Origin of the sequence: Roseateles sp. DB2 (genome assembly GCF_051857535.1) — a bacterium.
Taxonomy (GTDB): Bacteria; Pseudomonadota; Gammaproteobacteria; order Burkholderiales; family Burkholderiaceae_C; genus Roseateles_B.
The window spans coordinates 321,056-346,438 of sequence record NZ_JBPZGY010000001.1 but is presented as its reverse complement, the minus strand read 5'-3'; the positions used below and the strand labels follow the sequence as shown (position 1 = coordinate 346,438).

The 25,383-nt window shown below is 68.3% G+C and carries 24 protein-coding genes; 14 read left to right on the top strand and 10 right to left on the bottom strand.

Features of this window, described 5'->3' with window-relative positions; all coding sequences use genetic code 11:
- The first annotated feature begins 125 nt into the window (after window positions 1-125).
- Window positions 126-701: an OmpA family protein gene (locus ACS5PK_RS01465; RefSeq protein ID WP_439438499.1), complete on the top strand. Its 576-nt coding sequence runs from the start codon at window positions 126-128 to the stop codon at window positions 699-701.
- 13 nt (window positions 702-714) lie between these two features.
- On the opposite strand, the gene ACS5PK_RS01460 is transcribed toward ACS5PK_RS01465, so the two are convergent.
- Window positions 715-900 carry a DUF6496 domain-containing protein gene (locus ACS5PK_RS01460; RefSeq protein WP_439438498.1) on the bottom strand — a complete coding sequence of 62 codons (186 nt, stop codon included), beginning with the start codon at window positions 898-900 and terminating at the stop codon, window positions 715-717.
- A 334-nt stretch (window positions 901-1,234) separates the two neighbouring features.
- Here ACS5PK_RS01460 and ACS5PK_RS01455 point away from each other — a divergent pair, with 334 nt between their 5' ends.
- Both ACS5PK_RS01455 and ACS5PK_RS01450 read left to right on the top strand, forming a co-directional pair.
- Window positions 1,235-3,640: a catalase gene (locus ACS5PK_RS01455; protein WP_439438497.1), complete on the top strand. Its 2,406-nt coding sequence runs from the start codon at window positions 1,235-1,237 to the stop codon at window positions 3,638-3,640.
- Window positions 3,633-4,469: a DUF2334 domain-containing protein gene (locus tag ACS5PK_RS01450; protein ID WP_439438496.1), complete on the top strand. Its 837-nt coding sequence runs from the start codon at window positions 3,633-3,635 to the stop codon at window positions 4,467-4,469. The genes ACS5PK_RS01455 and ACS5PK_RS01450 overlap by 8 nt, the downstream gene beginning before the upstream one ends.
- A gap of 3 nt (window positions 4,470-4,472) precedes the next feature.
- On the opposite strand, the gene ACS5PK_RS01445 is transcribed toward ACS5PK_RS01450, so the two are convergent.
- The 3 genes from ACS5PK_RS01445 to ACS5PK_RS01435 form a co-directional block, all read right to left on the bottom strand.
- The gene (locus tag ACS5PK_RS01445; RefSeq protein WP_439438495.1) at window positions 4,473-5,069 is read right to left on the bottom strand and encodes a phosphatase PAP2 family protein; all 597 of its coding nucleotides are present in this window, start codon (window positions 5,067-5,069) and stop codon (window positions 4,473-4,475) included.
- Window positions 5,070-5,071: 2 nt separating this feature from the next.
- Window positions 5,072-6,229 carry a glycosyltransferase family 4 protein gene (locus ACS5PK_RS01440; RefSeq protein WP_439438494.1) on the bottom strand — a complete coding sequence of 386 codons (1,158 nt, stop codon included), beginning with the start codon at window positions 6,227-6,229 and terminating at the stop codon, window positions 5,072-5,074.
- A gap of 76 nt (window positions 6,230-6,305) precedes the next feature.
- Window positions 6,306-7,340, bottom strand: coding sequence for an SDR family oxidoreductase (locus ACS5PK_RS01435; protein ID WP_439438493.1), 1,035 nt, complete (start codon window positions 7,338-7,340; stop codon window positions 6,306-6,308).
- Between the two features lie 614 nt (window positions 7,341-7,954).
- Between ACS5PK_RS01435 and ACS5PK_RS01430 the strand changes: the two genes are divergently transcribed.
- The 4 genes from ACS5PK_RS01430 to ACS5PK_RS01415 all read left to right on the top strand — a co-directional run bounded on the left by ACS5PK_RS01430 (window position 7,955) and on the right by ACS5PK_RS01415 (window position 11,391).
- On the top strand, window positions 7,955-8,818 hold the full coding sequence (locus ACS5PK_RS01430; protein ID WP_439438492.1) for a DUF4142 domain-containing protein: 864 nt from the start codon (window positions 7,955-7,957) through the stop codon (window positions 8,816-8,818).
- A gap of 20 nt (window positions 8,819-8,838) precedes the next feature.
- Entirely contained in the window at window positions 8,839-9,351 is a 513-nt protein-coding gene (locus ACS5PK_RS01425) for a CBS domain-containing protein (protein ID WP_439438491.1), read from the top strand.
- 92 nt (window positions 9,352-9,443) lie between these two features.
- Complete coding sequence (locus ACS5PK_RS01420; protein ID WP_439438490.1) at window positions 9,444-10,298, top strand: PRC-barrel domain-containing protein; 855 nt, start codon at window positions 9,444-9,446, stop codon at window positions 10,296-10,298.
- Between the two features lie 718 nt (window positions 10,299-11,016).
- Window positions 11,017-11,391, top strand: coding sequence for a hypothetical protein (locus ACS5PK_RS01415; RefSeq protein WP_439438489.1), 375 nt, complete (start codon window positions 11,017-11,019; stop codon window positions 11,389-11,391).
- A gap of 91 nt (window positions 11,392-11,482) precedes the next feature.
- Here ACS5PK_RS01415 and rpoN read toward each other — a convergent pair whose 3' ends face one another.
- The gene (gene rpoN, locus ACS5PK_RS01410) at window positions 11,483-12,931 is read right to left on the bottom strand and encodes an RNA polymerase factor sigma-54 (RefSeq protein ID WP_439438488.1); all 1,449 of its coding nucleotides are present in this window, start codon (window positions 12,929-12,931) and stop codon (window positions 11,483-11,485) included.
- 447 nt (window positions 12,932-13,378) lie between these two features.
- Between rpoN and ACS5PK_RS01405 the strand changes: the two genes are divergently transcribed.
- From ACS5PK_RS01405 to ACS5PK_RS01390, 4 genes are all read left to right on the top strand, one after another.
- On the top strand, window positions 13,379-13,696 hold the full coding sequence (locus ACS5PK_RS01405; protein WP_439438487.1) for a BON domain-containing protein: 318 nt from the start codon (window positions 13,379-13,381) through the stop codon (window positions 13,694-13,696).
- A gap of 63 nt (window positions 13,697-13,759) precedes the next feature.
- Entirely contained in the window at window positions 13,760-14,869 is a 1,110-nt protein-coding gene (locus ACS5PK_RS01400; RefSeq protein ID WP_439438486.1) for an AI-2E family transporter, read from the top strand.
- Window positions 14,870-14,904: 35 nt separating this feature from the next.
- Window positions 14,905-17,238 (top strand): ATP-binding protein, encoded by a 2,334-nt coding sequence (locus ACS5PK_RS01395; protein WP_439438485.1) that lies wholly within the window; start codon window positions 14,905-14,907, stop codon window positions 17,236-17,238.
- A 108-nt stretch (window positions 17,239-17,346) separates the two neighbouring features.
- Window positions 17,347-17,808 (top strand): ferritin-like domain-containing protein, encoded by a 462-nt coding sequence (locus tag ACS5PK_RS01390; RefSeq protein ID WP_439438484.1) that lies wholly within the window; start codon window positions 17,347-17,349, stop codon window positions 17,806-17,808.
- Between the two features lie 87 nt (window positions 17,809-17,895).
- Here ACS5PK_RS01390 and ACS5PK_RS01385 read toward each other — a convergent pair whose 3' ends face one another.
- The 4 genes from ACS5PK_RS01385 to ACS5PK_RS01370 form a co-directional block, all read right to left on the bottom strand.
- Window positions 17,896-18,396: a DUF421 domain-containing protein gene (locus ACS5PK_RS01385; RefSeq protein WP_439438483.1), complete on the bottom strand. Its 501-nt coding sequence runs from the start codon at window positions 18,394-18,396 to the stop codon at window positions 17,896-17,898.
- 101 nt (window positions 18,397-18,497) lie between these two features.
- Window positions 18,498-19,040, bottom strand: coding sequence for a hypothetical protein (locus ACS5PK_RS01380; RefSeq protein WP_439438482.1), 543 nt, complete (start codon window positions 19,038-19,040; stop codon window positions 18,498-18,500).
- Entirely contained in the window at window positions 19,037-19,543 is a 507-nt protein-coding gene (locus ACS5PK_RS01375; RefSeq protein ID WP_439438481.1) for a hypothetical protein, read from the bottom strand. The genes ACS5PK_RS01380 and ACS5PK_RS01375 overlap by 4 nt, the downstream gene beginning before the upstream one ends.
- Window positions 19,540-19,881, bottom strand: coding sequence for a DUF883 family protein (locus ACS5PK_RS01370; protein ID WP_439438480.1), 342 nt, complete (start codon window positions 19,879-19,881; stop codon window positions 19,540-19,542). The genes ACS5PK_RS01375 and ACS5PK_RS01370 overlap by 4 nt, the downstream gene beginning before the upstream one ends.
- Before the next feature lie 696 nt (window positions 19,882-20,577).
- Between ACS5PK_RS01370 and ACS5PK_RS01365 the strand changes: the two genes are divergently transcribed.
- The 3 genes from ACS5PK_RS01365 to ACS5PK_RS01355 all read left to right on the top strand — a co-directional run bounded on the left by ACS5PK_RS01365 (window position 20,578) and on the right by ACS5PK_RS01355 (window position 23,554).
- Entirely contained in the window at window positions 20,578-21,210 is a 633-nt protein-coding gene (locus tag ACS5PK_RS01365) for an SDR family oxidoreductase (protein WP_439438479.1), read from the top strand.
- Window positions 21,201-21,848 carry a D-glycero-alpha-D-manno-heptose-1,7-bisphosphate 7-phosphatase gene (locus tag ACS5PK_RS01360; RefSeq protein WP_439438478.1) on the top strand — a complete coding sequence of 216 codons (648 nt, stop codon included), beginning with the start codon at window positions 21,201-21,203 and terminating at the stop codon, window positions 21,846-21,848. The genes ACS5PK_RS01365 and ACS5PK_RS01360 overlap by 10 nt, the downstream gene beginning before the upstream one ends.
- A 488-nt stretch (window positions 21,849-22,336) precedes the next feature.
- Window positions 22,337-23,554, top strand: a complete 1,218-nt coding sequence (locus ACS5PK_RS01355) for a glycosyltransferase (RefSeq protein ID WP_439438477.1) — start codon at window positions 22,337-22,339, stop codon at window positions 23,552-23,554.
- On the opposite strand, the gene ACS5PK_RS01350 is transcribed toward ACS5PK_RS01355, so the two are convergent.
- A complete protein-coding gene (locus ACS5PK_RS01350) occupies window positions 23,494-25,125 on the bottom strand; it encodes a sigma-54-dependent transcriptional regulator (protein ID WP_439438476.1) in 1,632 nt (543 codons plus the stop codon). The two genes, ACS5PK_RS01355 and ACS5PK_RS01350, sit on opposite strands and share 61 nt — an antisense overlap.
- Window positions 25,126-25,383: the final 258 nt, after the last annotated feature.

The following is a 25,383-nucleotide window of genomic DNA, read 5'->3' as shown; positions in this document are numbered from 1 at the left end:
GCGGCCCCGCGAAGGGGCCTGGGAGACCTGCCATGCCTTTTGTTCACCTATCCATGCCCTTGAGCGGCTTCAGAGGCCGCCTGCTCCTGCTTGCAGCGGTCTGTGTCGGCACAGGCTGCGCGTCCATGGACGACAGAGGGCGGCGCACCGCCACTGGCGCCGCTGTCGGAGCGACTGCCGGCGCCGTACTGAGCTCCGTCACGGGCGGCAAGGTCGGCACGGGAGCGATCATCGGTGGTGCGCTGGGCGCGGTAGCCGGCCATGCATGGTCCCGCCGCATGGAAGAGAAGCAGCGCGCGCTGGAACAGGCGAGCGCCGGCACGGGCGTCGAGGTCACTCGCACCGAGGACAACCAACTGCGCCTGCATGTGCCCGGTGATCTTTCCTTCGACACCGGCCGAGCGGATCTTCGCCCGCCCCTGCGCCCGGTACTGGACCAATTCGCCCGCGAGTTCACCAGCGGCATGCACGTCACCATCATCGGCCACAGCGACAACAGCGGCAGCGATGCCCTCAACCAGCCGCTCTCTCTGCAGCGCGCGGAGACCGTGCGCGACTACCTCGCCGCGCGCGGCGTGCCGGCCGCGCAGATGACGGTGGCCGGTCGCGGTTCGCGTGAGCCGCTGGCCAGCAACAGCACGGAGCAGGGTCGCGAGCGCAACCGCCGCGTCGAGATCCTGCTGAGCGAGCGCGCCAGCTGAATCCGCCCGGGATTCAGTCCCGATCCGGGGGATCCGGCACCTTGGCGCCTGCCTTGCGAGCCCGTGACAGGCCAATGGCAATGGCCTGCTTGGGATCCGTGACCGGCTTGCCGCTGCGCCCGCTCTTGAGCTGGCCGCGTTTTTCCTCGTGCAGGGCCTTGGCCACTTCCTGCTGGGCCTTCTTGCCGTACTTCGCCATGGCTCTCTCCGCAGGCGCCCCACGGCGCCTGACCGCCGCGAAGCGGCAAGCGCCATGCCGCAGCACGGGATGCCCTGCACACCGCCGACCGGCGCGGGACCGGTCAACCGAACCTCTTTGAATTGAAGGACCGCCGATGGCCAGCCGAAAATTCCCTCCTCCTGCCGACGATGGCAGCTCCGATCGCCCAGCCGACAGGCCCTCCGCCCGCTCGGCCACCCGATCCCCTTCGCCTGCCGCCGTCACAGGAAATTCAGCGCCCCGGCGCAGCGGCACGGCCAAGGCGTCCCGGTCAGCCGGACCGGCGAGCGCATGGCCGCCAGTTGGCTCCGCAATGAGCACCTTGTCGGGCCCAGCCCGCCTGGACACCAGCCCCGAGGCCGACAGCAGCCTGCAGACCGAGTCCCAGGCCCGGCTGCTGCGCCGTGCGGCGGGGGTCCAGGCCCTTGCCAAGGCCATGCCCGCCAATCGGCTCAAGGCCGCCGAGCATGGCCGCGCCCAAGCCTTCGAACCTGCGGCGGGCGAACAGCTCGCCACGGCAGACGAGGTGGTCACCGCCAGCACCATCACTGAGACCTACGCCTCCCACAAAGTCGGCGATGGTCTGCAGGAGACGGGCTACAACGCCTGCAACGAATCCCTGGATCGCGTGCGCGCCGACGCCACCGGGCAGGCGCTGTCCACCAACCAGGGCGTGCGCATTGCCGACAACCAGAACTCGCTGAAAGCCGGCCTGCGCGGTCCCTCGCTGCTGGAGGACTTCATCCTTCGCGAGAAGCTCACGCACTTCGACCACGAGCGCATTCCCGAACGCGTGGTCCACGCGCGCGGCTCGGGTGCCCACGGCTACTTCGAGTGCTACGACCCGCTGCTGGCGCTGACGCAGGCTGCCCCCTTTGCCGCGGCCGGCAAGCGCACGCCGGTCTTCGTGCGCTTCTCCACCGTGGCTGGGGAGCGTGGCTCGGCGGATACCGTGCGGGACGTGCGCGGCTTTGCCGTCAAGTTCTACACCGAGGACGGCAATTGGGACCTGGTGGGCAACAACATCCCCGTGTTCTTCATCCAGGACGCCATGAAGTTCCCTGACCTGGTCCATGCACTGAAGCCTGAGCCGCACCATGCCATGCCCCAGGCCTCCAGCGCGCACGACACCTTCTGGGACTTCGTCTCGCTGATGCCCGAGTCCACGCACATGCTGATGTGGGTGATGTCGGACCGCGCCATCCCTCGCAGTTACCGCATGATGCAGGGCTTCGGCGTGCACACCTTCCGGCTGGTCAACGCCCAGGGCGAAGCGCGCCTGTGCAAGTTCCACTGGACACCGGTGGCCGGCACCCACTCCCTGCTATGGGACGAGGCCGTGAAGATCGCGGGGGCGGATCCCGACTTCCATCGACGCGACCTCTGGGAAGCCATCGAGGCCGGTCTCCATCCCGAGTGGGAGCTGGGCCTGCAGGTCTTCACCGAGGAAGAAGCGGAGTCCTTCAGCTTCGACGTGCTGGACCCCACCAAGCTCATCCCCGAGGAACTCGTGCCCCTGCAGCCGGTGGGCCGCCTGGTGCTGACGCGCAACCCGGACAACTTCTTCGCCGAGACCGAGCAGGTGGCCTTCTGCACGGCCCACATCATCCCTGGCATCGACTTCACCAGCGACCCGCTGCTGCAGGGTCGTATCCACTCCTACGTCGATACCCAGCTCACCCGTCTGGGCGGTCCGAACTTCCACGAGATCCCCATCAACACGCCGACGACGCAGGTGCACAACAACCAGCGCGACGGCATGCACAGGCAGGTCATCGCACGCGGGCGCGTCGCCTACGAGCCCAACTCACTCGGCGGCGGCTGCCCCTTCCAGGCGGGGCGGGCAGGCTTTGTCAGCTTTCCCGAGCCTGTGCAGGGTGAGAAGCTGCGCGCCAAGCCCGAGCGATTTGCCGAACACCACGCCCAGGCCCGGCTGTTCTGGCGCAGCCAGACTGTGGTGGAGCAGGCGCATCTGGTGGCCGCCTTCCGCTTCGAACTGTCAAGGGTGCAAGTGGGCGCCATACGCTCACGCGTGCTGGCGCAACTGGCCTGTGTGGACGCGCGGCTGGCCGCTGCCGTAGCGGCCGGGCTGGGCATGCCGGTGCCGACACCAGCGCCCTTGCTGCTGCCTGCAGACGGCCCCGCTGGCGCCGACACCGCCGCCTCGGCCGGCCTGTCGCTGATGGCACGCCCGGGAGACGGCAAGCTCGCCGGTCGCCGCGTGGCCCTGCTGAGCCACGAGGGCATGGACATCGCCGGCATGCGCAGCGTCCACGCAGCCTTGTTGGCGGCGGGCGCCGTGCCGCGCTTCATCGGCCGTCGCCTGGGTGCGCTGGAGGCGCGGCTGGACGGCGAAGCCCTGCAGGTCGAGGTGACGCTGGAGGCCGCGCCCTCCGTGCTGTGGGACGCGCTGGTGCTGCCCGACGGTCATCGGGCCGATGGCCGCGGGCTGCCCCTCGAGTGCCAGCCTGAGCTCGTGGACTTCGTACGGGACCAGTTCCGCCACTGCAAGCCCCTGCTGATGCTGGGCGATGCGGCCGAGCTGTTGCGGGCGGCCGGCGTGCCCGAGGCCCTGCTGGACGGCGAGCCGCAGCAGGGCCTCTTCCGCTGCGAGCCCCCCAGCGATCCGGCGCTGCAGATCGACGCTGACTCCGTGGCCAGCTTCATCAACAGCCTGGCACGCCATCGTCACTTCGAACGGGAGAAGCTGGGTGACTGAGACAGCGATCCTGGCTGCCGGTGCCGGCTTGTCAACGCCTGCCCCCGCCTTCATGCCCACCGCCTGCTCGCTGGAGCTGGACCGCGTTGCGCCTCGCCTGCTTGCTGCGGTGATCCATGACGTCGCTCCCTCGACCCTGGCAGACTGCCGAGGCCTGGTGGAGGCGCTGGACGACATAGGCATACACCCCCTCAGCCTGCTGGCGGTGCCTCGCTACCACGGGAGCGCGCGCGATCCCGCCTTTGAGCGCTGGCTGCTCGGCCGCGCCGAGGCGGGCGACGAGTTGGTCCTGCATGGCTACGAGCACCGCGATCCCATGCCCCGTCCGGGTCCGCGACAGCACCTGATGCGGCAGGTCTACACGCAGGGCGAAGGTGAATTCGCGGCCCTGCCCTACCCCGAGGCCCGCCGCCGCCTGACGGCGGGGCGACGTTGGCTGGAGTCCTTGGGCGTGCGGCCCGCCGGCTTCGTGCCTCCGGCCTGGCTGCTGAGCCCCGGCAGCTGGGAGGCCCTGCGCGAGCAGCCTCTGCGCTACACCTGCACCTTGCGCCATGTGGTGTTGCTGCCTCAGGGGCCGACGCTGAGCGCGTTGCCACAGGTCTGGAGCTCCCGCAGCCCATGGCGGCGCATGGCGTCCGCCTGGTGGAACGCCAGCCTGCTGCGGTTTCAGGCCGAACGCCCCCTGCTGCGCCTGGAACTCCATCCGCTGGACAGCTGCCATGCCTCGGCCCGCCGCTCCTGGCAGCGGGTGGCCACGGCAGCGATGAGTCAGCGCCGCCAGCCGGTCAGCCTGCTGCAAGTGGCGCAGCTGCTAGAGAGCACGGCCTGACCCTCAGCCTCCGAACTGCCTCAGCACAAGCAGGCAAAGGCTGCCCCCCATCAGGCCCAGCAAGGCCGCAGCCAGCACGTCACTGGGGTAGTGCAGGCCCAGGACCACGCGGGACAGGCCAATGGCCACGCTCAGAGGCCACATCAACCAGCCCCACCACGGGTTCTGCGCGGACAGCACCAGGCTGAAGGCGACCGCGTGCAGCGTATGGCCGCTGGGAAAGCTGTGCTGGTCGAGCCGCGCCTCCAGGGCTCGCACATCGTCGCAGCACTCGAAAGGCCGCGCGCGAGCAAAGACGGTCTTGAGCACCGCCACCAGTGCAATGTGCAGACCGCCCATGGCCGTGAGCGCCGCCACCAGCAGGAGGCTGGCCGGCGGCCACAGCTGCCAGACGATGAGCCCGCCCCACAGCGGACCGTTGCCGGCCCGGCTGGCCAGCACCATCAAGCGCAGCATCCAGGCATTGCGTGCCGTGGCATGCAGACCGCGCAGACAGGCTTCGTCGCATCGCCTGGGTAGCTCCAGGGCCGTGGCGCCGGTCGCCCAGGCGACCAGGCCCGCGCGTACGCGCTTGCGCGGCGGCAGTGCCTGCGATTCCATGCTCAGACCGCCGGCACCTGCAGCGCCGCAGCAAGGGGCCGCTGCTCGCACAGCTGCATCAGCGCCGACTCGAAGGCTGACAGCACCTCTGGAAAGTGGTGCTGCAGCGCCGTCTGCCGCGCCTGCGTTCGCAGGGTGCTGAAGGCCGCCGGGGGACTGGCAAAGCGCAGCGCGCCGTCAAGAAAGGCGGTGTCGTCACCCGCGGTGGCCAGAAATCCGTTGACGCGCGGCACGATCAGGTCAGCAGCCGCAGCGGTATTGAAGGCCAGCACCGGCAGGCCCGAGGCCATGGCCTCCAGGGTCACGTTGCCGAAGGTGTCAGAAAGACTGGGGAACAGGAAGGCATCGGCACTGGCATAGCAGCGCGAGAGCGCCTCGCCCCGCAGCACGCCCAGGAAGCGTGCCGCCGGGTAGCGCTTCTCCAGCCGTGCCCGCAGCGGACCGTCGCCCACCACGATCATGCGGCTGTCGGGGCGCGCACGGCTCAGCAGGACATGGGCACGCAGGGCCAGCTCTACATTCTTCTCGGCCGCCAGGCGCCCCACATGCAGCAGGACAGGCGCCTTGCCTGCCTGCCATTCGGCGCGCAGGGCCTCGCAACGCCAGGCCGGCGAGAAGCGCTCGGTGTCGACGCCCCGCCCCAGCAACTGCAGGTTTTCGAAGCCTCGTGCCGCCAGATGCCGGTAGGCCGAGCGCGAAGGCACGAAGGTGCGCTGCGTGCGCTTGTGCAGCTGGCGCAAACCGGCCTCGACCAGGGGAGCCAGCAGGCCCAGGCCGTAGTAGCGGCTGTAGAGATGGAAATGGGTCCGGAAGTCGGAGCTGAGGGCCAGGTCCAGCTGCCGTGCCGCACGCACGGCAGCCCAGGCCAGCGGCCCTGGCGTGGCGATGTGCACCAGTTCGATCTGCTGCGCCTGCAGGCGTCGGACCAGGGCGGGCACGGAGGCCAGGCCGAAGCGCAGGTCTGGATAGACGGGGATGGGGCAGCCTGCGCTGAGCCACTCCTGAGCCCCTGCCGGCCCGGGTCGCTCGTGGCGCTGTGCCGGGCGCAGCAGATCAACCAGATGGCCGCGGCCCCGCAGATAGGTGACCACCCGCTCCACCCCGAGGGCAACCCCATTGAGCTCGGGGGGATAGGTTTCAGTGACGTAGGCGATGCGCACAGGACCTCCTCAGGACGGAACGGTCAGGAAACGCTCTGCCCCGGGCAATCGACGCGCCAGCTCACCCTGCATCGAATCAGATGGCCCCGACGCTGCCGGTGACTGGCAGCACCACGCCGGTGATGTAGGAGGAACAAGCGGCCGAGGCCAGGAAGACGTAGGCCGGCGACAGCTCCTCCGGCTGGGCAGGACGCTTCATGTCGCTCTTCTTTCCGAAATCGGGCACCCGATCGGCCGGCATGTCGGATGGATTCAGCGGCGTCCAGACCGGCCCAGGAGCGACGGCATTCACCCGTATGCCCTCGGTCAGCAGGCCCTGCGCCAGAGCCTTGGTGAAGGCGTGCACCGCGCCCTTGCTGGCTGAGTAGTCGATCAGCCGGGGATTTCCGCGCAGGCCGGTGGAGGAGCCGGTGTTGATGATGCAGGCTCCGCGTTTCAGATGCGGCAGCGCGGCCCGTGCCATCTGCAGATAGCCAAAGACATTGGTGCGGAAGGTCCGCTCCAGGTGCGCCTGGTCAATGTCCAGCAGCGAGTCCGAATGCTGCTGGTAGGCGGCGTTGTTGACGAGCACGTCGAGCCGGCCCATCTGGGCGATGCAGACACGCACGGCAGACTCACAGAAGTCGGGGTCCTGGACATCGCCCGCCACCACCAGCGCACGCCGCCCCTCGGCCTCCACCAGTTCAGCGGTGTCGCGGGCATCGTCATGCGAGCTGAGGTGCACGATGCAGACATCGGCCCCCTCCCGCGCAAACAGCACCGCCACGGCACGGCCGATGCCCGAGTCTCCGCCCGTGATCAGGGCGACCTGCCCTTGAAGCTTGCCGCTGCCCCGGTAGTGCTCAGCCATGAAACGAGGCGGCGGGTCCAGCTGCGACTCACGGCCGGACCCGGGCAGGTGCTGGGGCGGCAGCTCGGTGGGCTGCTCGGTGGGGCCAGCCGGCAGGGCCTGGCTGTCGCCCTCGCCGCTACCGACAAGCGACGACTTGGCCGGACGCCGGCCCTGTACCTGCCGGGAACGAGGCTGCTGCGCGGTCAATCGACCGGTCTCCTCATGCGCGTCTGCGGTGGTCAGATGCCCTTGCGGCTGGCTCCCTTGCGCTTGGCTCATGGCTGTGCTCCTCCATGGACTCCTGACGATGCCGGCAGGGCGCCCGCCGGCTGCAAGCCGCGGGGCAAATGGCGATCCGGCCTGAGCGGGACCGCCAATTGCAGGCCCCGCCCAAGGACCGCCTCCGCGGCCCCTGGAGAACGCCATGCCCACCCAGCACGCCCACACCACGCCACCCATCCCGCCGGAGCGGCCGCCCGTCCAGCCGCCGCCTCATGGACCGCAGCGCTCGCCGGACCCACTGCCACCAGGCATTCAGGAGCCCGAGCCCATCGAGATGCCGCCGCCCCTGCGCGAGCCTCCCACCATGCCGACACCAGTAGGCCTGCCCTCGCATGCCCTGCGGCGCCGAGTGCCCAGGCAGCCCCCTGCGCCCTGCTGCAGCAGGATTTACCGAGAGACACCCGGCAAACCGCCAACAGGAGCCGGGCCACATGCCGCGGCGACTCCTGCAGAGAGCAGCCCTGGGAAGCCCTGCTCTCGGGCCTTCTGCCTTCTGCTGGTGCTGCGCGGCCGCCGCGGCCCCCATTGCGCAGGCCTGCACCTCCACGCACGTCGATTGCCCGGCAGCCGCAACCAGCTTCGTATTGAAAGCTGATGGAAGGAGTGAACCCATGAAGCGATCCATTCGAACCCCTGCGATGAGCCAACTGGTGGCCAGCTTCATGGCCGCCATCGGCACTGCGGCCTGGGCACTGGCAGGAAGCGCAGACACACCCAAGGAGCCCGGCACCCGGCCGCACGCCGCCTCAGGCCCTCATTCGGATGGCGCGGACGCCGTCATGCAATCACGGCAGCGCGCCGGCTCAGGCAGCAAGGCCTCCAGGAGCGACCAGCAGTTCCTCACCAAGGCCGCCGCCTCATGCCGCGCCGAAGTCGAGATGGGGCGGCTGGGCCAGATGCGCGCACAGAACCGCGAGGTGAAAGGCTATGCCGAGCGCATGGTCCAGGACCACGCACGTGTCAACGGCGAACTGCAAGCCCTGGGCAGCGCGCGCGGCCTCTCCTGGCCTGACGACAACAGCCAGACGCGGGCCTCTGCACCTGCCTCTGGCACCCGCACGGATGCACGCTCGGGCAGCAAGGGTACGGCTGCAGGCCCGAACACAGGCACCGGCAGTGGCACCAACGCAGGCACGGGCATGGGCACGGGCATGGGCACGGGCACGGGCATGGGAACGGGCATGGACATGGGCACAGCAGGCGGCATGGACAGCTCGCACATGAAGCTGTCGGTTTCGGCCAGGCGCACCATGGAGCGGCTGCAGGGGCTCGGCGGCGCCGAATTCGACCGCGAGTTCATGAAGCAGATGGTGACAGACCACAAGGCTGCGGTGTCCGAGTTCCAGCGCGCCGCATCCGCCGCCAGTGATCCGGAAGTGAGGAGCTTCGCTCAGAAGACGCTCCCCGGGCTGCAAGAGCACCTGCAAATGGCCCGCAGCCTCAACGAGCGCCTGGCCGGCGCCAGCCGTCCCTGAGTCCGGCAGGAGCCTTCATCATGGGCAAGGTATCCGATGTCATGACACGCGGCGTTCGCACCCTCACGCCGGACGACACCCTGTTGCAGGCCGCTCAGGCCATGGAGTCCCTGGACGTGGGGGTCATTCCGGTCTGCGACGGTGAGCGCCTGGTGGGCCTGGTGACCGACCGCGATCTGGTGCTGCGCGGACTCGCGCAAGGCTATCCCGCTGACACCACCCGGCTCGACGGGTTGATCACCCGCCAGGTGCAGTGCTGCCATGAAGACGACGCCCTGGAGGACGTGCTGCAAAAGATGGGCACCTCCACCATCCGGCGCATGCCGGTGCTGGACCATGAACACCGCCTCGTCGGCATGGTCACCTTGGGCGATGTGGCCGCCAAGGCCGACAGCGCGGACAGTGGCAAAGCCGGGCAAGCCCTCTCCGAAATCTCCCAGCCCACTGGCCCGGAACACGCCGGCCAGCCCCGTGCCACGGGAACTACCAGGGGCGGCATCGCCGAGGATCCCTCGCAGCAGGCGAGTTCCTGAGCGGCGGCCGGCCCCTGCGGGCATGAGGCTTGCCTGAAGCCGGTGACCGGCAGCGCTGCTGCCGATCAAACCCCACAACTTCGGAGCACTCCATGCACGACAAATTCCAACGAGCCCATGGCCGTCCGAGCTATCGTCCCCTGTGGGCGACGACCCTGCTCTGTCTGGCCACCCTGACGACCCAGGCCCAGACCACCACCCCTCCCAGCGGCCCCGCTGCCACTCGGCAGGCCACGCAGGCGACGTCGCGGGATGCGCGAGTCAGCCAACTGATAGGCAAGGACGTGCGCAATCCGCAGGGAGAGAAGCTCGGGGAAATCAATGACCTCATCATCGACGTCAACAACGAAGTCATCCACTACGCCATCCTGTCCTTCGGCGGCATGATGGGGCTGGGCGACAAGCTCTTCGCCTACCCGCTCACCGTCTTCCGCCATGCGCTGGACCGCGACGAGCTGGTGCTGGATGTGGACAAGGAACGCCTGCGCAAGGCGCCTGGCTTCGAGCGCAACCGATGGCCGGATTGGGGCTCCACCGACTACAACAGCTCGGTGGAGCGTCACTTCGGTCAAGGCAATCGCATGATGCCCAAGCCCAATGCTCATCTGTTACGTGCCAGCCAGCTGATGGGAAAGAACGTGGACGACAGCAATGGCAAGAACGCCGGGGAGCTCAAGGACCTGGTGGTCTCCATGTCCACCGGCCGTGTGCGGTATGCCGTACTGGACTTCGACCGTTCCTGGAACATGAACGACCGCCTGCTGACCTTGCCCATGAAGTCCTTGCGCTTCCCGGCTGATGCCAAGGCTGACCTCGTGCTGCTGGCAGCGCGCGAACAGCTGGACGTGAAGCAGGGCTTCGAGAAGAAGCAGTGGCCCGACGTGAACGATCCCAACTACCGTCGTCAGGTGGATACCACGCTGGAGCGTCTGGGCGCCGCACGCTGACACGGCACGCTGGACAGGGGGCCTGCGCCCGACCTCAGGCAGGGGCCGCCGGATGCAGCAGTCAGATGCAGCAGTCAGATGCAGCAGTCAGATGCAGCAGTCAGATGCAGCAGCCAGATGCAACAGCCATAAACGCAGCCAGAAGAAGCCGCCAGCGGCAGTCAATGCGAAGGGGCGACCAAGGTCGCCCCTTTTGCCACCCGGCCCCCACTCAAGGCACGGAACTCGCTGAAGATGCTGGCGGCAGCGGGGCCGAGGCCGGGGTGTCGGGCTCCGTCGTGCGAGTCTCCGGGGTCGGTACATCGTTGCGTCGCTCGCAGGCGGACAGGCACAGCAGTGCCGCCGCGCACAGGAGCGCGGCCTTGGTTCTACGTGGCAGAGGGGACAGGTTCATTGCTTACGCTCCTTGCTTGGGTGATGCCGACGTGCGTCAGCGGGGAATGGAGGAGGAACGTCCAGCAAGCGCTGCTCGTCCCGGCGAGACGGGGGTCGCCGGCCTTCCCCCCTTGCACGGTGATCTTCCTCGTCGCCATCGCAGGAAGCGCGTGGGCCGGGCGGCTCGCGCGGCTGGAGCAATTTGGGAACTTGCATGTCGATCTCCTCACTGCACGGCGCCATCGCCGCGCCCCTCTTGAGCAAACCGTGTGCCCTGGGCGCAGGGCTTGCTGCAGGCCAGGGCGGCATGCCCGCCACCACATCCCACCACCGAGGAGCCCTCATGAAGCCAAGCCACTCCCATCCCGACCGGGGCCCCATCGGGTCTGGCCCAGCGCACAAGTCCGGCAAGGCCAGCGGCAAAGCCATCGATATGCGGCACCACGGTCCCGTGGCGCCGGGCTCCTCGCTGCCGCACAAGGACAAAGACCTCACCTTGCCGCATGAGCGCGACGAATCCACCGGCGCCGCCTCCACCGGCCAGTCGGGCAGCGGCACGGCCGGCGAGCGGCAGCGGGAACTCATGGGTCAGGCGGCTGCCGATCTCGCGCAGGGTCTGGTCGATACCGACCTGCGCAGCAGCCCGGGGATCGATGCGCAGAAACGCAGGGAGTTGGTGGACACCCCCCAGCCTGCCTACGGACGGCGCAAGCCCTGAGCGCCGCCCGCCCCATAAGACCCATAAGACCCATAAGACCCATAAGACCCATATGACCCATGAGCCTCATGGCCTCGCCAGGAGCCGCCCCTCAGGCATGCTGCCGCCGCCGCTCCACCGCATCGATCTTCAGCATCTGCCGGTACTTGGTCACCGTGCGCCGCGCCACGACCAGGCCCTGGCGGGCCAGAAGCCGGGTGATGTCCGCATCGGACAGCGGGGACGCCGGGTTCTCCGCATCGATGATGTCCTTGATCAGGCCCCGAATGGCGGTGCCTGAGCAGGCGCTACCGTTGCTGCTGACGATGGCACGAGAAAAAAAGTACTTCAGCTCGTAGACGCCACTGGGCGTGGCGATGAACTTGTTGTTCGTGACCCGCGAAACGGTGGACTCATGGATGCCCACCTCGTCAGCGATCTCCTTGAGTCCCAAGGGCTTCATGGCCATGGCGCCGAATTCCAGGAAATGACGCTGGCGCCGCACGATGGCCGCCGCCACGTCGAGGATGGTGGCAAAGCGCTGGTCGATGTTGCGCAAGGTCCAGCGAGCCTCCTGGAGATGGCTGGCCATCTCGCCGTCGCCCTGCCGGCGGTGGCGCTGGAACAGTTCGGCATAGATCTGGTTCATGCGCACCTTGGGGATCACGGCCGGATTGAGCTGCACGCGCCACTGGCCGCCCACCTTGCTCGTCAGCACATCGGGGACGATGTAGGCCGCCTGGGAGCTGCTGAAGCGCCATCCCGGTCGCGGATCCAGCCGCCGCAGGCGCAAACAGACAGCCTCCGCCTCGGCCGGTGTGACGCCCAACCGTTCGGCCAGCGTCTGCATGTCGCGCGCAGCCAGCAGCTCGATGTGGTCCCGCACAATGCACTCGGCCAGTTGGCGGGTCTGCTCGCAGCTGATGGCGGGCAGCTGCAGCCACAGGCTTTCAGCCACGCTGCGCGCGCCCACACCCAGTGGATCCAAGGCCTGCACGCGCTTCAACGCGATCTGCATCTCGTCCATGTCCGCAGGAGGCTCCAGGCCGCTCAAGGGTGCCAGCTCCTCGAGTGGCGTGCGCAGATAGCCATCCTCGTCGACCGACTCGGCCACGATGCAGGCCAGCACATGATCCCGCTCGGGCAGCTTGAGCACGTTCAGCTGGCTGCGCAGATGCTGATGGAGGCTGCAGGGCACTGGCGTCAGTTCCAGGGCGCTGAATTCGCCGTCCTCCGCGCGCCCGGCGCTGGCACCACCCTCGGCATTCCAGATCTCCCGGTCATCCGGCATCGTTGCCTCGGATGACAGCGGCGTGTCGGCAGCATCCACCACGTCTTGCGCCCTGCCATCCATCTCCGGCTGCGGGCCTGCGGGCGGGTCGCCTTCCTCCAGGCCATCGGCGGCCTCCGCCTGCTCGAGGAAAGGGTTGCGCCCCAGCATGTCGTGCACCATGGCGCTGAAGTCCAGCGACGACATCTGCAGGAGCCGCACCGCGTGCTGCAGACGCGGCGACAGGGCCTGGGTCTGGCGCTGCGTGGTTCGAAGTTCGGTAAAGATCAATTGCCTGCTCCCGTCGAATGAATGAATGAAGCGGCGCCGTGGCCCAGCGGGCGCGCCGCCGCGCCCTTGCTGATGTCCCTGCGTCCTGCCTTTCTCAGGGACTCGCAACTTGCGTGCCGACACAGGGGGAGCATCGCCCCCCCATGACCGCCGGGAGGCCGCATTGCTGGCCATCACTTTCGCCAAGTCACTGACAAATCACGGGGAGCAGCGCGACAGCGCGGCCCGGAAGCACCTTGTAAGCAACCGTACAAAACACCAAACCGGACGCCGGGCGCGCGCATACCGCCCGGCGTCCGCGTGGCCGGCTCAGTCTCGGCAAGTCTTGCTGCAATTTGTCCGGAACTCCGCGTTGGCCCGCTCGCCCGGCCTGCGAGGGCCGGAGCGCCGATTGCCCTGCTTGGCAGCGGGCACCGCCCGCATACCCCGTCACTTCGGAGCAAGCACATGAAGCCTGTCCTCTTTGCCGCGGCTGTGGCCCTTTCCTTTGCAGGGTTGCAGGGTTGCGCTGTCACCAGCGGCCAAAGCTCCGTCGGCCAGTATGTGGACGACGCCACCATCACCACCCGTGTCAAGGCACGCATGGCGGAAGACCCCACGGTCGCTGCCATGCGTATCAATGTCGAGACGCTCAAGGGCACCGTCCAGCTCGCTGGCTTTGCCACCAGTCAGGCGGAGAAGGACCGCGCCGGCTCCATCGCCGCTGGTGTGCCGGACGTGAAGAGCGTGCGCAACAACATCGTCATCAGCCAACCCCAGAAGTAAGCCCGCGCCGGCCCGCAGCAGGATCCACGGGTGCCCCGCGAACGACTGAGGTCCTGGATCGTCATGCGCAACGCATGGGCGATGCAGGGCCTGTTCTTGATCGTTCTGCTCTTCCTGCTGCGGGAAGCCCGGCCCTTGCTGGTGCCGGTCGTGATCGCACTGATGCTGGCCTTTGTGCTGACGCCTTCAGTGCGCTTCCTGCGTCGGCGCGGCATCCCCGAGACCCTGGGTGCGGCCTTGCTGGTGCTTGCTCTGCTGGGTACAGGTGGCACGCTCGCCGCTTTGCTGGCCGAGCCCGCGGCCCAGTGGTGGGATCGCGCCCCCCGGACGCTGGGCACCGTCTTGTCACGCATCGACCGCTGGCGCGCAGAGCTGCCCGGCCTGCGTATCGGCAACGCGCACAGCCGGTCTGCCGGCGCGCAGGAAGCGGCCGAGTCCGTCAAGGCCAAGCTGGCCAGCGAAGGCGTCGCCCTGACCGGATCGCTCCTCACGGAAGGCGCACGCTTCGCCTTGTCAGCGGCGTCGACCGTGCTCCTGCTCTATTTCATCCTCGCTTCCGAGCATTGGCTGCTCTCGCGCTGCCTTGAGGCCTTGCCTCCACGCCCCCTCCTTCGGGCGCTTGTGCTGGGCGGATTGCGTTCGCTGCAACGCGACCTCTCACGCTATGTGCTGACCCTCAGCCTGATCAATCTGGGCGTCGGTGCGGCCACGGCAGTGGCTATGAGCACCCTGAGCCTGCCCAATCCAGGCTTGTGGGGCGTGGCGGCAGCACTGCTCAATTTCATTCCCTACATCGGCCCCTGGGTCACTGCCGGAGCCCTGGTCCTGGCGAGCGCCATGACCGATGCGCAGGGGGCCCGGCTGCTGCTCCCCGCGCTGGCCTTCCTGTCCATCCATGCCGTCGAGAGCAACCTGATCAGTCCCTGGCTGATAGGCAGCCGCCTGGCCATCAATCCGCTGTCGGTATTCCTGTCTGTCCTGCTTTGGGCCTGGCTGTGGGGATTGGCAGGCGCCCTGATTGCCGTGCCCCTGTTGATCAGCCTACGCTGCATTTGTCGCCGCAACCGTAAACTGCGCGTCATTGCCCTGTATCTGTCAGCCAGCAGCCGGCCTTGTGCAAACCTTCGCAGCTTGCTTGCAAACGCTCGACCAGCGCCCAAAGTCCCGGGCTGAATTGGGGCTGCGCCTGCCGTGTTGGATGTCGACCCATGCTGGAACGCAATGAAGTGGAGCACTCGGTAGGTACTCCTGCGCCCACGGGCTGGCAGCGCGTGCGTCACTGGGCGGGCAAGGTGCGTAGGCATGCGCCCCTGGTGTCCATGTCGGTACGCACACGGCTGGTTCTACTGGTGTTGGCCGTGGTGCTGCCAGGTGCCCTGGCAGCCCTGTGGGCGGCCTGGCGGGCCGATGAAGACCGTCTGCTGCGTCATCTACGGGACGATGCCCGCGCCTTGTCCATGGTGGTGGATCGCGAGCTGGCCCAGCGTGCCGCCATCGCGCGGGTACTGGCCCTGGCCCGGACCCTGGACCAGTTGCCGGACATCGAGCCCGTGCAGCTGCAGCTGCTGGAGACCCAGGCGCGACGGGCCATGCAGGGCCTGAATGGCTGGGTGATGCTGAGCACGTCCGACGAAGTACTGTTCAGCACCCGCCTTCCTCCGGCGCTCGGCGAGGATGCGGTGTCCACCAGGCGCCCTCGCTCCCCGTCGGTGCCCCCTCTTGCCAACCGCCCCATGGTGGGCTCGCTGGAGTCCGGGCAGGACGGGACCCCGCCGCATGCATCGCTGGTGCAGCCGGTGGAGCGCCGCGGGCAGGTGCTGGCGAATCTCGAGGTCACCATCCTGCCGCAGGAGCTGCAGCGCATGATCAACCGGCAAGACCTGCCGCAAGACTGGACCGCAGCCGTGCTGGATGGCCGGGGCCGCGTGGTGGCCCGCTCGGCCGGTGGCCCGGCCCTCATCGAGCCCGCAGCCTGGCCTGAGTTGAACGCCCTGATGCAGGCGCACGACGAGGCGCTTTTCCAGGGCCTGAACCCCAGCGGGCAGTCGGTGCTGGCCTACTTCAGCACCTCCTCCCAAGGCTGGAGCTTTCTCATCGCCGCCCCGCGCGAGCGACTGGCCGGCGGCCATCTGCAGACGCTGCTGCCCGTGCTGCTGGGCGCGCTGGTGCTGCTGGCCATGGGCCTGGCGGGCGCACTGTGGCTGAGTCGGCGCATTTCCCGGCCGCTGGACGACCTGACCTCCATGGCGCAGTCCCTGCAGACGGGGAGTCCCCTTCGGCAGCAGCCCACAGGCATCGAGGAGTGGGACTATGTCTCGCGCGCCCTGGTCAATGCCAGTGAGGCCATGCGCCGCTCCCGCGTTGAGCTGGAGCAGCGGGTCAACGAAGCCGTGGAACGCACGCGCGAGACCGAGCAGATCAGCTCACGCAGCCAGCGCATTGCCGCCCTCGGGCGCCTGACCGGCGGCGTGGCCCATGACTTCAACAACCTGCTGGGCGTGATCAGCAACAGCGCCCACCTGATCCAGCGCCATGTGCATACAGAGGCCCTGCAGGTACCGCTGGGCGCCATCCGCCGCTCGGTCGAGGTGGGTAGCCGCCTGACCCAGCATCTGCTGCGCTTTGCCGGGCAGCAGGCCGTCCATCCGCAGTCGCTGGACCTCGCCAGCTCGCTCGACGACCTGCGCGGCCTGCTCGGCACCGTGCTGGGCAAGCGCGTCGAGCTGTCCATGGACCTCCAAAGCGGTGTGCGAATGGTGACGGCGGATCCGGCCGAGCTGGAGCTGGCCCTCATCAATATCGCGCTGAATGCGCGTGACGCCCTGAACGGCAGCGGGCGCGTTCAGTTCAATCTGCGCAATGCGCGCAAGGACGAGCTGGCTGGGCTGGCACCCGGCGACTATGTGGTGATTGAAGTGGCCGACAACGGACCGGGCATCCCGCCCGACATCCTGCCTCGTGTCTTCGAACCCTTTTTCACCAGCAAGCCGGTAGGCCGCGCCACTGGGCTGGGCCTGAGCCAGGTACTTGGCTTCTGTGTGCAGGCCGGGGGCACGGCACGGATCCATTGCCCACCCGGCAGCGGCACGCTGGTCAGCCTGCTGCTGCCGGCGAGCCAGACGCGCGCGTCAGCGGACGCAGGGGCGGAGTCCGGTGCCGCCAGCAGCCTGGCGGGCGTGCGGGTGATGCTGGTCGAGGACAACGAGGAACTCAGCCGCGTCACGGCCACTCTGCTGCGCTCATTCTCCTGCCAGGTGCTGTGCGTCTATGACGCAGACGAGGCTCTGCGACGCTTCGGCACCGGTGCAGGCATCGACGTGGTGCTGTCCGACGTGATGATGCCCGGCCGCATGGACGGCCTCACGCTGGTCAAGGCCTTGCGCGCACTGCGGCCGGAACTGCCAGCTGTGCTGATCAGCGGCTACAGCGAATCCGTCGCCGATGATCCCACGCTGGTCGTGCTGCGCAAGCCTTGCTCCCCTGCCCAGCTCCTGGACGCCCTGCGCCGTGCCATCGCGGCTCAGGCGACCGCCCAGGATTGAGACGCCCCTGGAGTGGCCGCCGGCAGAGGCGGGAACAAGGCTTGCTGCTGCCCTGCTGCGAGCGCCGGCATCCGTCGGCGCCGTGATCCAACTATCGGAGGCGCAGCCATGGACAAGGACGATGTCGTCGACACGCTCAATACCCTGATCGAAACCTGCAAGGACGGTGAACATGGTTTCACCGCCAGCGCCGAGCACGTGCGCAGTGCCAACGTGCGGCAGATCCTTGCGACACGAGCCCTGGAGTGCCGCGAGGCCGCACTGGAGCTCCAGCAGCTGGTGCGCCAGTACGGCGGCAAGGCGGAGGATGAGGGCAGCGTCACCGGCGCAATGCATCGCGGCTGGGTAAGCGTCAAGGGCACGCTGGCCGGCTACAGCGACGTGGCCATGCTGGAGGAGTGCGAGCGCGGCGAGGACGCCGCCTTGGCACGCTATCGCAAGGCCTTGCAGCAAGACCTGCCGGCAGACACGCTGCTGGTGGTGCAAAGGCAGATGAACGGCGTGCAACGCAACCACGAGCAGATTCGGCGCCTGCGTGACGAGGCCCGCGCCAGCGAACACAAGGCTTGAGTGCGTGGGTGCTGCTCCGGGTGGCGCGGCTGGGTGGCGCGGCTGGGTGGTGCGGCCGGGTGGTGCGGCCGTGTCTGCGAACGCGCCTCAGTCGCGAGGGACGACGGTGATGGAGCCGTCGCTCTCCATCCATGCTCGCGCCACCTGTTCCAGCTGGGTGAGTCCCTCACGGTGCAAGGCACTCATCAGCTCGTCCCGCGTGATCAGTTCGCGCCGCAGATTGACCTGCAACACTCTGCCGTCGCGCACCAGCAGCGTGGACGGTGCCTGCAGAAAGCGCTGTAGCCATGCGTTGCGGTAGCCGGCCCAGTCGATGACCCAGTTCCAGACCGCAATGGTGGCCACCAGCACCACCCCGTCCCCCAGCGACCGGTACTCGCCGGCCATGGCGTTCTGCGAGGCATCGGCAATCAGCACCAGCAGCAACACATCCGCCAGACCTATGGAACCGGCATCGCGCCTCAGCACGAAGCGGAACATCAGGAACAGCAGCCAGTACATGACGCTGCCACGCAGCATCAGCTCCAAGGGATGCAGGGAAAAATCGAAGACCGACCTCCAGTCGGGCAAGGGAGGCAGTGAGTTCATGCTGTGTTCATGGCTTGGCAAGACTTGACCCTCTGCCCCTCCGCCCCTCTGATTCGGCGCCCCATGGCAAGGCAGCGGCAGGCCCTGGCCTGCCGCTGCACTCAGTCAGGCGCCTGAGCGCGCGTGGGCTGGGCAGGGACAGGCGGCGCCTGCTCGGCGGTGGCCGCTGAGGGCGGCTTTCGGGCAGCCTGTTTCTTGAGCCGGCCAGCCAGCAAGGCCAGGAGCACGGCCTCACCTGCTTCCAGAACGGCCGGCCGCACCCATTGGTGCATCAGCGGTGTCAGGAGGCTGCGCAACCAGGGCCCCAGCAAAGCCTGTGCGCCTGCCCATGCCTTGCCGGTCAGGGGGCGGGCATGGCCCTGCGGGCCTTGAGACGCGCACGGATCGCCACCGCCAGCATGCCTCTGCTCGCCTCGCCGCAACAGCAGACCCAGCAAGCAGCCGCCTACTGCGCCCAGCCCCAGGGGCCACAGCCAGACACGCGGCGCAAGCACCTGACCGACTTTCTGTTCGACCTCGCTCCAGGACGCCTGCAGCGCACCTCGCCTCTGCTGCATGCGCAGTTCGACCGCGCGGATCTGCTGCTCCAATGCGGGCACTGGCGATGGCGTACCCGGGGAAGTCGACGCCGGATGTGTGCTCATGGCAGGTCCTCGCCCGGGCCCGTCGGCCCCGTCCGTCCTGGCGAAGCAGGCCCGGCCTCCCCCGCTTGCCGGCCCTCATCGCCCGAGGCCGTCATCCCCATCTGCCGCCTCAGGGCCGGCAGGGAGAACAAAGGACGCAGCAGACGTGCCTGCGACAGGCACATGGCCAGCACGCCCGCATTGCCCAGGACCACGACGGCACAGGCCAAGGGCCACATCATGCCGGCGTCTGTCAGAACCACGGCAAGGCCAATCCAGAAGAACAGCCAGGCGGTGAAAAGAGCAGCGACGCCCAGCAGCAGCAGCCACAAGAAGCGCTCCAACAAGCGAAGGCCGCGCTGGAGTTCCAGGGAAAGCAACTCCAGACCGTCGCCCAGCAGTCCTACGAAGCTCAGCACCAGGGTCTGAACGCCGCCCAGCCAGCCCGAAGGCGGACCTTCATCGTGGGCGCTGTCTCGCGAGGGCCCAGGATCGCTGGCCGGCGGCACAGGAGGCTCCCTCACCGCGACAGCCGTGCAATCAGCGCGCCAAGGGCCAGGGCCGCGACGATGGTGGTCAACGGATGCTCCCGCACGCTGCTGCGCAGGCCCTCACGCCATTGGCGGCCCAGCGCCCCCACCTGGTCCGCCCGCTCATGCAAGCGCTCCCCAGCCTCGTCCAGCTGTTCCTGAAGCTTCTGAACCACAGGCGCTGCCTGATGGGCCAGGCGATCGATCGTCACATGGGCGCCGTCCGCAGCGCGGTTGATCATGTCGGGGGCGCCGGAAGCCGTGGCCGCGTGTGCCCCTCCCGTGCTGCCCTCAGCCCTGGCGCCGCCCGCGCCATCGTGCGTTTGATTCATGCCCATCGTGCGTTCCTTTCAGTTGTCAGCAGAAGATGGAGACGGCAGGCCTGCCGGAAATCCGGAAGACGATGCCCTGCCCCCGCGCAACATCCACATGCCTCCCCGCCAGTCTCCGCTTGTCAGGCAGGACGGCGCTGCGGTGCCAGGCAGTTCCCCTCGGCAAGGGCCGCGCCACAGGTCCTCGCCCATGTCCGAGCGGCCTTCAGACCTTCGTGCAGCGGCTTTGACCGGATCGCTTGATCGAAGGTTGCTGCCGCCTTCTTGGCAAGCGGCATTCCCTGCGCCGCGCGGGATGGGGTCTGGCGCGAGTGCGTGCGTGGGGGGCGGCAGGTGTGGCGGCAGACGCGGTAGCAGGTCTGTTGGCAGGTGTGGCGGTATCCAGGGATGCCAGCCACGCGCCAGCCCTCGGGAAATCCTGCCGCAAGCCTTGCCAAGAGGGGAAGCGAGCGGGTGGCACGCAGCGTGCTCGTGGGCCGGTAGGAGCGCTCATGGATACGCAGGAGCTCTTGCGCAGTTCCCTCCCCTCCGCCCCCCAGCACCGCCCCCAGGATCTCAAGCCATGAACCAGGCCGTCTCACAGCACCAGGACCTCTTCCCCGCTGCCAGCACCGACAACGCAAGCGCACTGCCGCCCCTGTCACTGAAAGGCCGTGTCGTGCTGGTCACCGGCGGAGGACGCGGCCTGGGCGCCGCATGGTCCTCGCAGATCTGGACCCGCGCCAGGCCGATGAGCAGGCGGCCTCCCTGGCTGCCGCCGACATTGAGGCGACATCCATGCCTCTGGACGTGAGCGACCCTGAGCGATGTCGGCTGGCGATCGGCCGCATCGAACAGCGCTTCGGCCGCCTGGATGCGCTGGTCAACAATGCGGCCACCGACGTCACCGCGCCGCTGGCCGAGCTCGCGGTGAACGACTGGCTGCGCATCCTGCATACCAATCTGTCTGGCCCCTTCGTGCTCAGCAAGTACGCTGCGGACTGCATGGCAAGGCAGGCGGGCGGAGGGCACATCGTCAACATCGCCTCCACGGCCTCCAAGCGAGCCTGGCCCAATGCCAGCGCTTACCACGCCAGCAAATGGGGGCTGCTCGGTCTGTCCCATGCCCTGCATGCGGAATTGCGGGGGCGGGGCATCCGCGTCTGCGCCATCGTTGCCGGCGGCATGCGCACGCCCTTTCTGCTGGAGCGCTTCCCCGATCTTGACGTCGAGCGTCTGCAGGACCCGGCGCATGTGGCGCGAGCCATCCGCTATGTACTCGAACAGCCCCGAGGCATCAGCATCGCCGAGCTCACCGTGCTGCCCGAACGCGAGACATCGTGGCCCTGAACTCGCACCAGCCGGCCTTGGGGGCACGACAGTGCAGACGCCCCTGGTCGCCCGCCCTGTTCCTCGACAAGGATGGAACGCTGATCGAGAACGTGCACTACAACGTCGACCCCACCCTGCTGCGCTTCATGCCCGGGGCCGGGGCGACGCTGGCCAGGCTCTCGGCCGCGGGGTTCGCGCTGGTGGTGGTCACCAACCAGAGCGGCGTCGGCCGCGGCCTGTTCACGCGGGAGTCCTTCGACAGGCTGGAGCAGGCGCTGTGTCAGCACCTGCGCGAGTCCCACGGCGTAGAGCTCGACGGCGTGCTGATGTGCCCGCACCTGCCCGATGTCATCGGCAACCCCGCCTGCCATTGCCGCAAACCCGCCGCGGGCCTGCTGCTGCAGGCCGCCACGATGCTGAAGCTGGACCTGACGCGGTCCTGGATGGTTGGCGACACCCTGGATGATGTGGAGGCGGGCCACCGCGCGGGCTGCCGCAGCCTGCTCTTCGACAGCGGCGGCGAAACGGTGTGGCGCATGAGCCCGCTGCGGGCGCCCGAGCACCGCGTGAGGCAGTGGTCCGAGCTGGAAGCCCTGCTGCTGCGTCGGAAGGACCCGCCTGCAGCAGAGCTGGCAAGCGCGTTTCAACCTGACTGAGTCCCTGTCGGCGCGGCGCCTGCAGCGAGAACGCAGGCACGGCAGGCCCCATTCGAAGTCCAGCAGTGGGCCGGGCTTGTGCTCGCTGCGCTGCTGACACCAGACCCGTGTGATGGAGGTCTGCTTGCAGCCCCGCCGATCCCGGCCGGTGGCCTGCAGCCCCCCCTGGGGATGGGCGCACATCCAGACATGGACTGGCAGGCCGGTGGAATGGCCAGCGCAAGGATCCTGGCCAGTACTGGCAGCGACCTCGGCACGCGGCCATCCGGCGGGCGATAGCGACAGCGCCCGGGCGAGCCGTCGGGACATAGGCCCGGGCTGTTGCTGAGGGCCCAGCGCAGCGTCATCAGGCCCACCGCGAGCGGAACAGCAGCGGAGCGCGCCATGAAGGCCTCAGGCCGTTGGCGTGCCGGGCACAGGGCTTGCTGACGCGCTGCCATGCAGCAGCCGAGCGCATCTTCGTCTTCGGCTCTTCAAAAAGGATAGACATGGAACCCGACGCACCTCGAGCACCTCATGTGCTGGACGCCGCGATGTTCTGGAGCACGCACCCGACGGGCGGGGTGCGCCGCGTACTCAGCGCCAAGCGCCAGCACCTGTTGGCAGCCGGCTGGCAGCACAGCCTGCTGGTGCCCGAGGGCGAAGGGCTCGGCCTCATTCCCTGCGGCGGCATCAGCCTGCCGCGCTCGGGCGGCTACCGCTTCGTCGTGGATCGCGCCCGTGCCGTTTCGCTGATCACCCAGGCCCGCCCGGATCTGATCGAGGCGGCCGACCCCTATGTGCTGGGCTGGGCCAGCCTGGAAGCCTCACAGCGCCTGGGCGTGCCGGCCGTGGCCTTCTGCCACAGCCACCTCCCTGCCCTGCTGGAGCGCTGGGCGAGTCAGCTGGGCGGGCGCTGGGCCGGGCAGTGGGCACGGGAGCGTGCCCAGCGCTACCTCGTCCGTCTGTACGGGGGGTTTGACCTGGTGCTGGCGCCCAGCCGTTCGCTGGAGCACCAGCTGCGCCACTACGGCCTGGACCAGGTGCAGTACCAGCCGCTGGGCGTGGACTGCGGCATCTTCAGGCCCGCGGCTCGCAAGGGCGGATGGGCGCGCTGGCTGAAGCAGGCGCTGGGATTGCCGCCCGCCACCCGACTGCTGCTGTACTGCGGGCGCTTCGCCCCGGAAAAGCGGCTGCCGCTGCTGGCCCGCGCGGTGCGCGCTCTGGGGCCGGGCCACGTGTTGCTATGCGTGGGCGCAGGCCCCTGCACTCCGCGCGGCTCGCAGCTGCGGGTGCTGCCGCCGGTGTCAGACCCGGCCAGCCTGGCGCGGATGATGGCCAGTTGCGACGCCTTCGTGCATGCCGGCGACCAGGAAACCTTCGGCCTGGCCGCGCTGGAGGCCATGGCCTGCCGGACGCCCGTGGTGCTGAGCAGCCGGGCCGGCCTGGGCGAGCTGGGGGCAGACGTAGCCCTGGCGGTGGACAGCGCCTGCCCAGCCGACTGGGCAGACGCCATGCGCCAAGCCCTGAACGAGCACGAAGCGCCGCGCCTGGATCGCGCGCTGGCCCGAGCCCGCACGCTGGACTGGAGCCGGGTGACCGACATGATGATGCGCCGCTACGCCACACTGCTGAACCCTGCCGAAGCGGCGCAGCGCTGCGTGCCTCAGGAGCGGCCTTCGGGGCAATCCGCCTCGGTGGCAGCGTATTCCTTCAAACGGTTGTAGAGCGTCTTCAGGCTGATGCCCAGCACGGCCGCCGTGCGCTCCTTGTGCTGCTTGTAGTGGGCCAGGGTGGCCAGGATGAAGCGCCGTTCGATCTCGGCCATGGAACAGCCGATCGGCACCAGCAGCACATCCGGCGCGGCGGCAGGTGCTCCCGGCAAAGAGGGGATCGGCGCCAGCAGGCCTGTGGCGCCTGAGCTGCCCAGCGTGCCCGGGCCGCCCTGCCCCCCTGCGCCGCCAGCCTTGCCCGGATTGCCCAAGCTTCCATAAGCAGCCTGCACGCTGGACACTCCGGCCACCGCACCGTCGCCAGCCCGAGAAGCCGAGAACGCGGCCAGGGCACCCTGCAGCGGTGGCGGGGGCTCCTGCACCGTCAGGCAGGCCAGCATGTCCTGGGACTTGTCGGGCGCTGGCGGCAAGTCCGGCGCCGGCAGCCACTGCTCGGTGATGAGCTCGCCGCTGGCCATCACGTAGGCGCGCTGCACGGCGTTGCGCAGCTCGCGGACATTGCCGGGCCAGCGGTAGCGGCACAGGCGGTCCATGGCCGCAGTGCTGAACTGCTTGAACTGCCCCTCCTTGGCAGCAATGGCACGCAGAAAGTGGCTGGCCAGAAGGGGAACGTCGCTGAGCCGGTCCCGCAGCGGCGGCAGTTCGATGGGGAAGACGTTGAGCCGGTACAGCAGATCCTCGCGCAGCTTGCCGGCCTCGACGGCCTGAATCAGCGGCCTGTTGGAGGCCGCGATCACACGCACGTCGGCTTCCAGCGTCTGTGTGGATCCCACGCGCATGTAGCGACCGGTCTCCAGCACGCGCAGCAGCTTGACCTGCAACTCCAGCGGCATTTCCGTCAGTTCATCCAGGAAGAGCGTGCCGCCACTGGCGCGCTCGAAGAAACCCTGGTGCTGATGGTCAGCCCCAGTGAACGCGCCCTTCTCATGGCCAAAAATCTCGCTCTCGATGAGATTGGGCGAGATGGCGCCGCAATTGACAGCAAGAAAGGGCTTCTTGCGGCGGCGGCTGAGGTCATGGACCGTCTGGGCGACCAATTCCTTGCCCGTGCCACTCTCGCCGAGGATGAAGACCGACACGCCCGTGCCCGCCACCCGCGAGATCTGTTCATAGACCGGCAGCATGGCGGGCGCGCGCCCCCACAGGTGCCCGAAATTGCCGTCCTCGGCCAGGTGTGCGTTGAGATCGGCCACCTCGGCCTGCAACACGGCTGGCCGCGTCACGCGAGACAGCACGCCTTGCAGATGCCGCAGATTGATGGGCTTGACCAGATAGTCCGCCGCCCCAAGGCGCAGCGCCTGGATGGAGGTTTCCAGAGAGGCATGGCCGGTAATCAGCACCACTTCGGAGTTGGCCACCAGCTGCGGATCGGTGAAAAGCTCCATGCCATTGCCGTCCGGCAGTTCCAGATCCAGCAGGATGAGGTCGGGCTGCTGGAGGGCGATGTGCCGCCGTGCGTCCCTGAGGCTGCTGGCGACGGATACCGTGAACTGTTCAGCCGCGATCAGTGCCTGCAGCGATTCGACCGAATCGCCATCGTCATCAACGATCAGCGCATGTGCCACGCCATCTCCCTTCTAAGTCCCGTTCATGGGGTCCCTGCCCTGTGCGAGGCGACGCAGGAGGACTGCATGCATCTTGCAACGCCACTGCATGAAATGTCCACAGCCACAATGACCAGTTGCATCAGCTTGTGACATGACCCTTGGCCTGTCGCAGGAACGCCCATTGCCCGCCATGCGCACCGCACGCTAATGGAGAGATCCATGTATTCATCGCGCTTCTCGGGCCTTGGGCCCCGTCAGCTCCGGGGATCCTGCAGT

What these genes read in the sequence shown, in the direction of transcription:
- ACS5PK_RS01380 (WP_439438482.1), bottom strand. Translation starts at nt 19,040, where the DNA reads ATGAGCACACATCCGGCGTCGACTTCCCCGGGTACGCCATCGCCAGTG.
- ACS5PK_RS01385 (WP_439438483.1), bottom strand. Translation starts at nt 18,396, where the DNA reads ATGAACTCACTGCCTCCCTTGCCCGACTGGAGGTCGGTCTTCGATTTT.
- ACS5PK_RS01465 (WP_439438499.1), top strand. Translation starts at nt 126, where the DNA reads ATGGACGACAGAGGGCGGCGCACCGCCACTGGCGCCGCTGTCGGAGCG.
- ACS5PK_RS01435 (WP_439438493.1), bottom strand. Translation starts at nt 7,340, where the DNA reads ATGAGCCAAGCGCAAGGGAGCCAGCCGCAAGGGCATCTGACCACCGCA.
- ACS5PK_RS01405 (WP_439438487.1), top strand. Translation starts at nt 13,379, where the DNA reads ATGAAGCCTGTCCTCTTTGCCGCGGCTGTGGCCCTTTCCTTTGCAGGG.
- ACS5PK_RS01420 (WP_439438490.1), top strand. Translation starts at nt 9,444, where the DNA reads ATGCACGACAAATTCCAACGAGCCCATGGCCGTCCGAGCTATCGTCCC.
- ACS5PK_RS01390 (WP_439438484.1), top strand. Translation starts at nt 17,347, where the DNA reads ATGGACAAGGACGATGTCGTCGACACGCTCAATACCCTGATCGAAACC.
- ACS5PK_RS01355 (WP_439438477.1), top strand. Translation starts at nt 22,337, where the DNA reads ATGGAACCCGACGCACCTCGAGCACCTCATGTGCTGGACGCCGCGATG.
- ACS5PK_RS01370 (WP_439438480.1), bottom strand. Translation starts at nt 19,881, where the DNA reads ATGAATCAAACGCACGATGGCGCGGGCGGCGCCAGGGCTGAGGGCAGC.
- ACS5PK_RS01455 (WP_439438497.1), top strand. Translation starts at nt 1,235, where the DNA reads ATGAGCACCTTGTCGGGCCCAGCCCGCCTGGACACCAGCCCCGAGGCC.
- ACS5PK_RS01400 (WP_439438486.1), top strand. Translation starts at nt 13,760, where the DNA reads ATGCGCAACGCATGGGCGATGCAGGGCCTGTTCTTGATCGTTCTGCTC.
- ACS5PK_RS01365 (WP_439438479.1), top strand. Translation starts at nt 20,578, where the DNA reads ATGGTCCTCGCAGATCTGGACCCGCGCCAGGCCGATGAGCAGGCGGCC.
- ACS5PK_RS01460 (WP_439438498.1), bottom strand. Translation starts at nt 900, where the DNA reads ATGGCGAAGTACGGCAAGAAGGCCCAGCAGGAAGTGGCCAAGGCCCTG.
- ACS5PK_RS01425 (WP_439438491.1), top strand. Translation starts at nt 8,839, where the DNA reads ATGGGCAAGGTATCCGATGTCATGACACGCGGCGTTCGCACCCTCACG.
- ACS5PK_RS01395 (WP_439438485.1), top strand. Translation starts at nt 14,905, where the DNA reads ATGCTGGAACGCAATGAAGTGGAGCACTCGGTAGGTACTCCTGCGCCC.
- ACS5PK_RS01415 (WP_439438489.1), top strand. Translation starts at nt 11,017, where the DNA reads ATGAAGCCAAGCCACTCCCATCCCGACCGGGGCCCCATCGGGTCTGGC.
- ACS5PK_RS01430 (WP_439438492.1), top strand. Translation starts at nt 7,955, where the DNA reads ATGAAGCGATCCATTCGAACCCCTGCGATGAGCCAACTGGTGGCCAGC.
- ACS5PK_RS01445 (WP_439438495.1), bottom strand. Translation starts at nt 5,069, where the DNA reads ATGGAATCGCAGGCACTGCCGCCGCGCAAGCGCGTACGCGCGGGCCTG.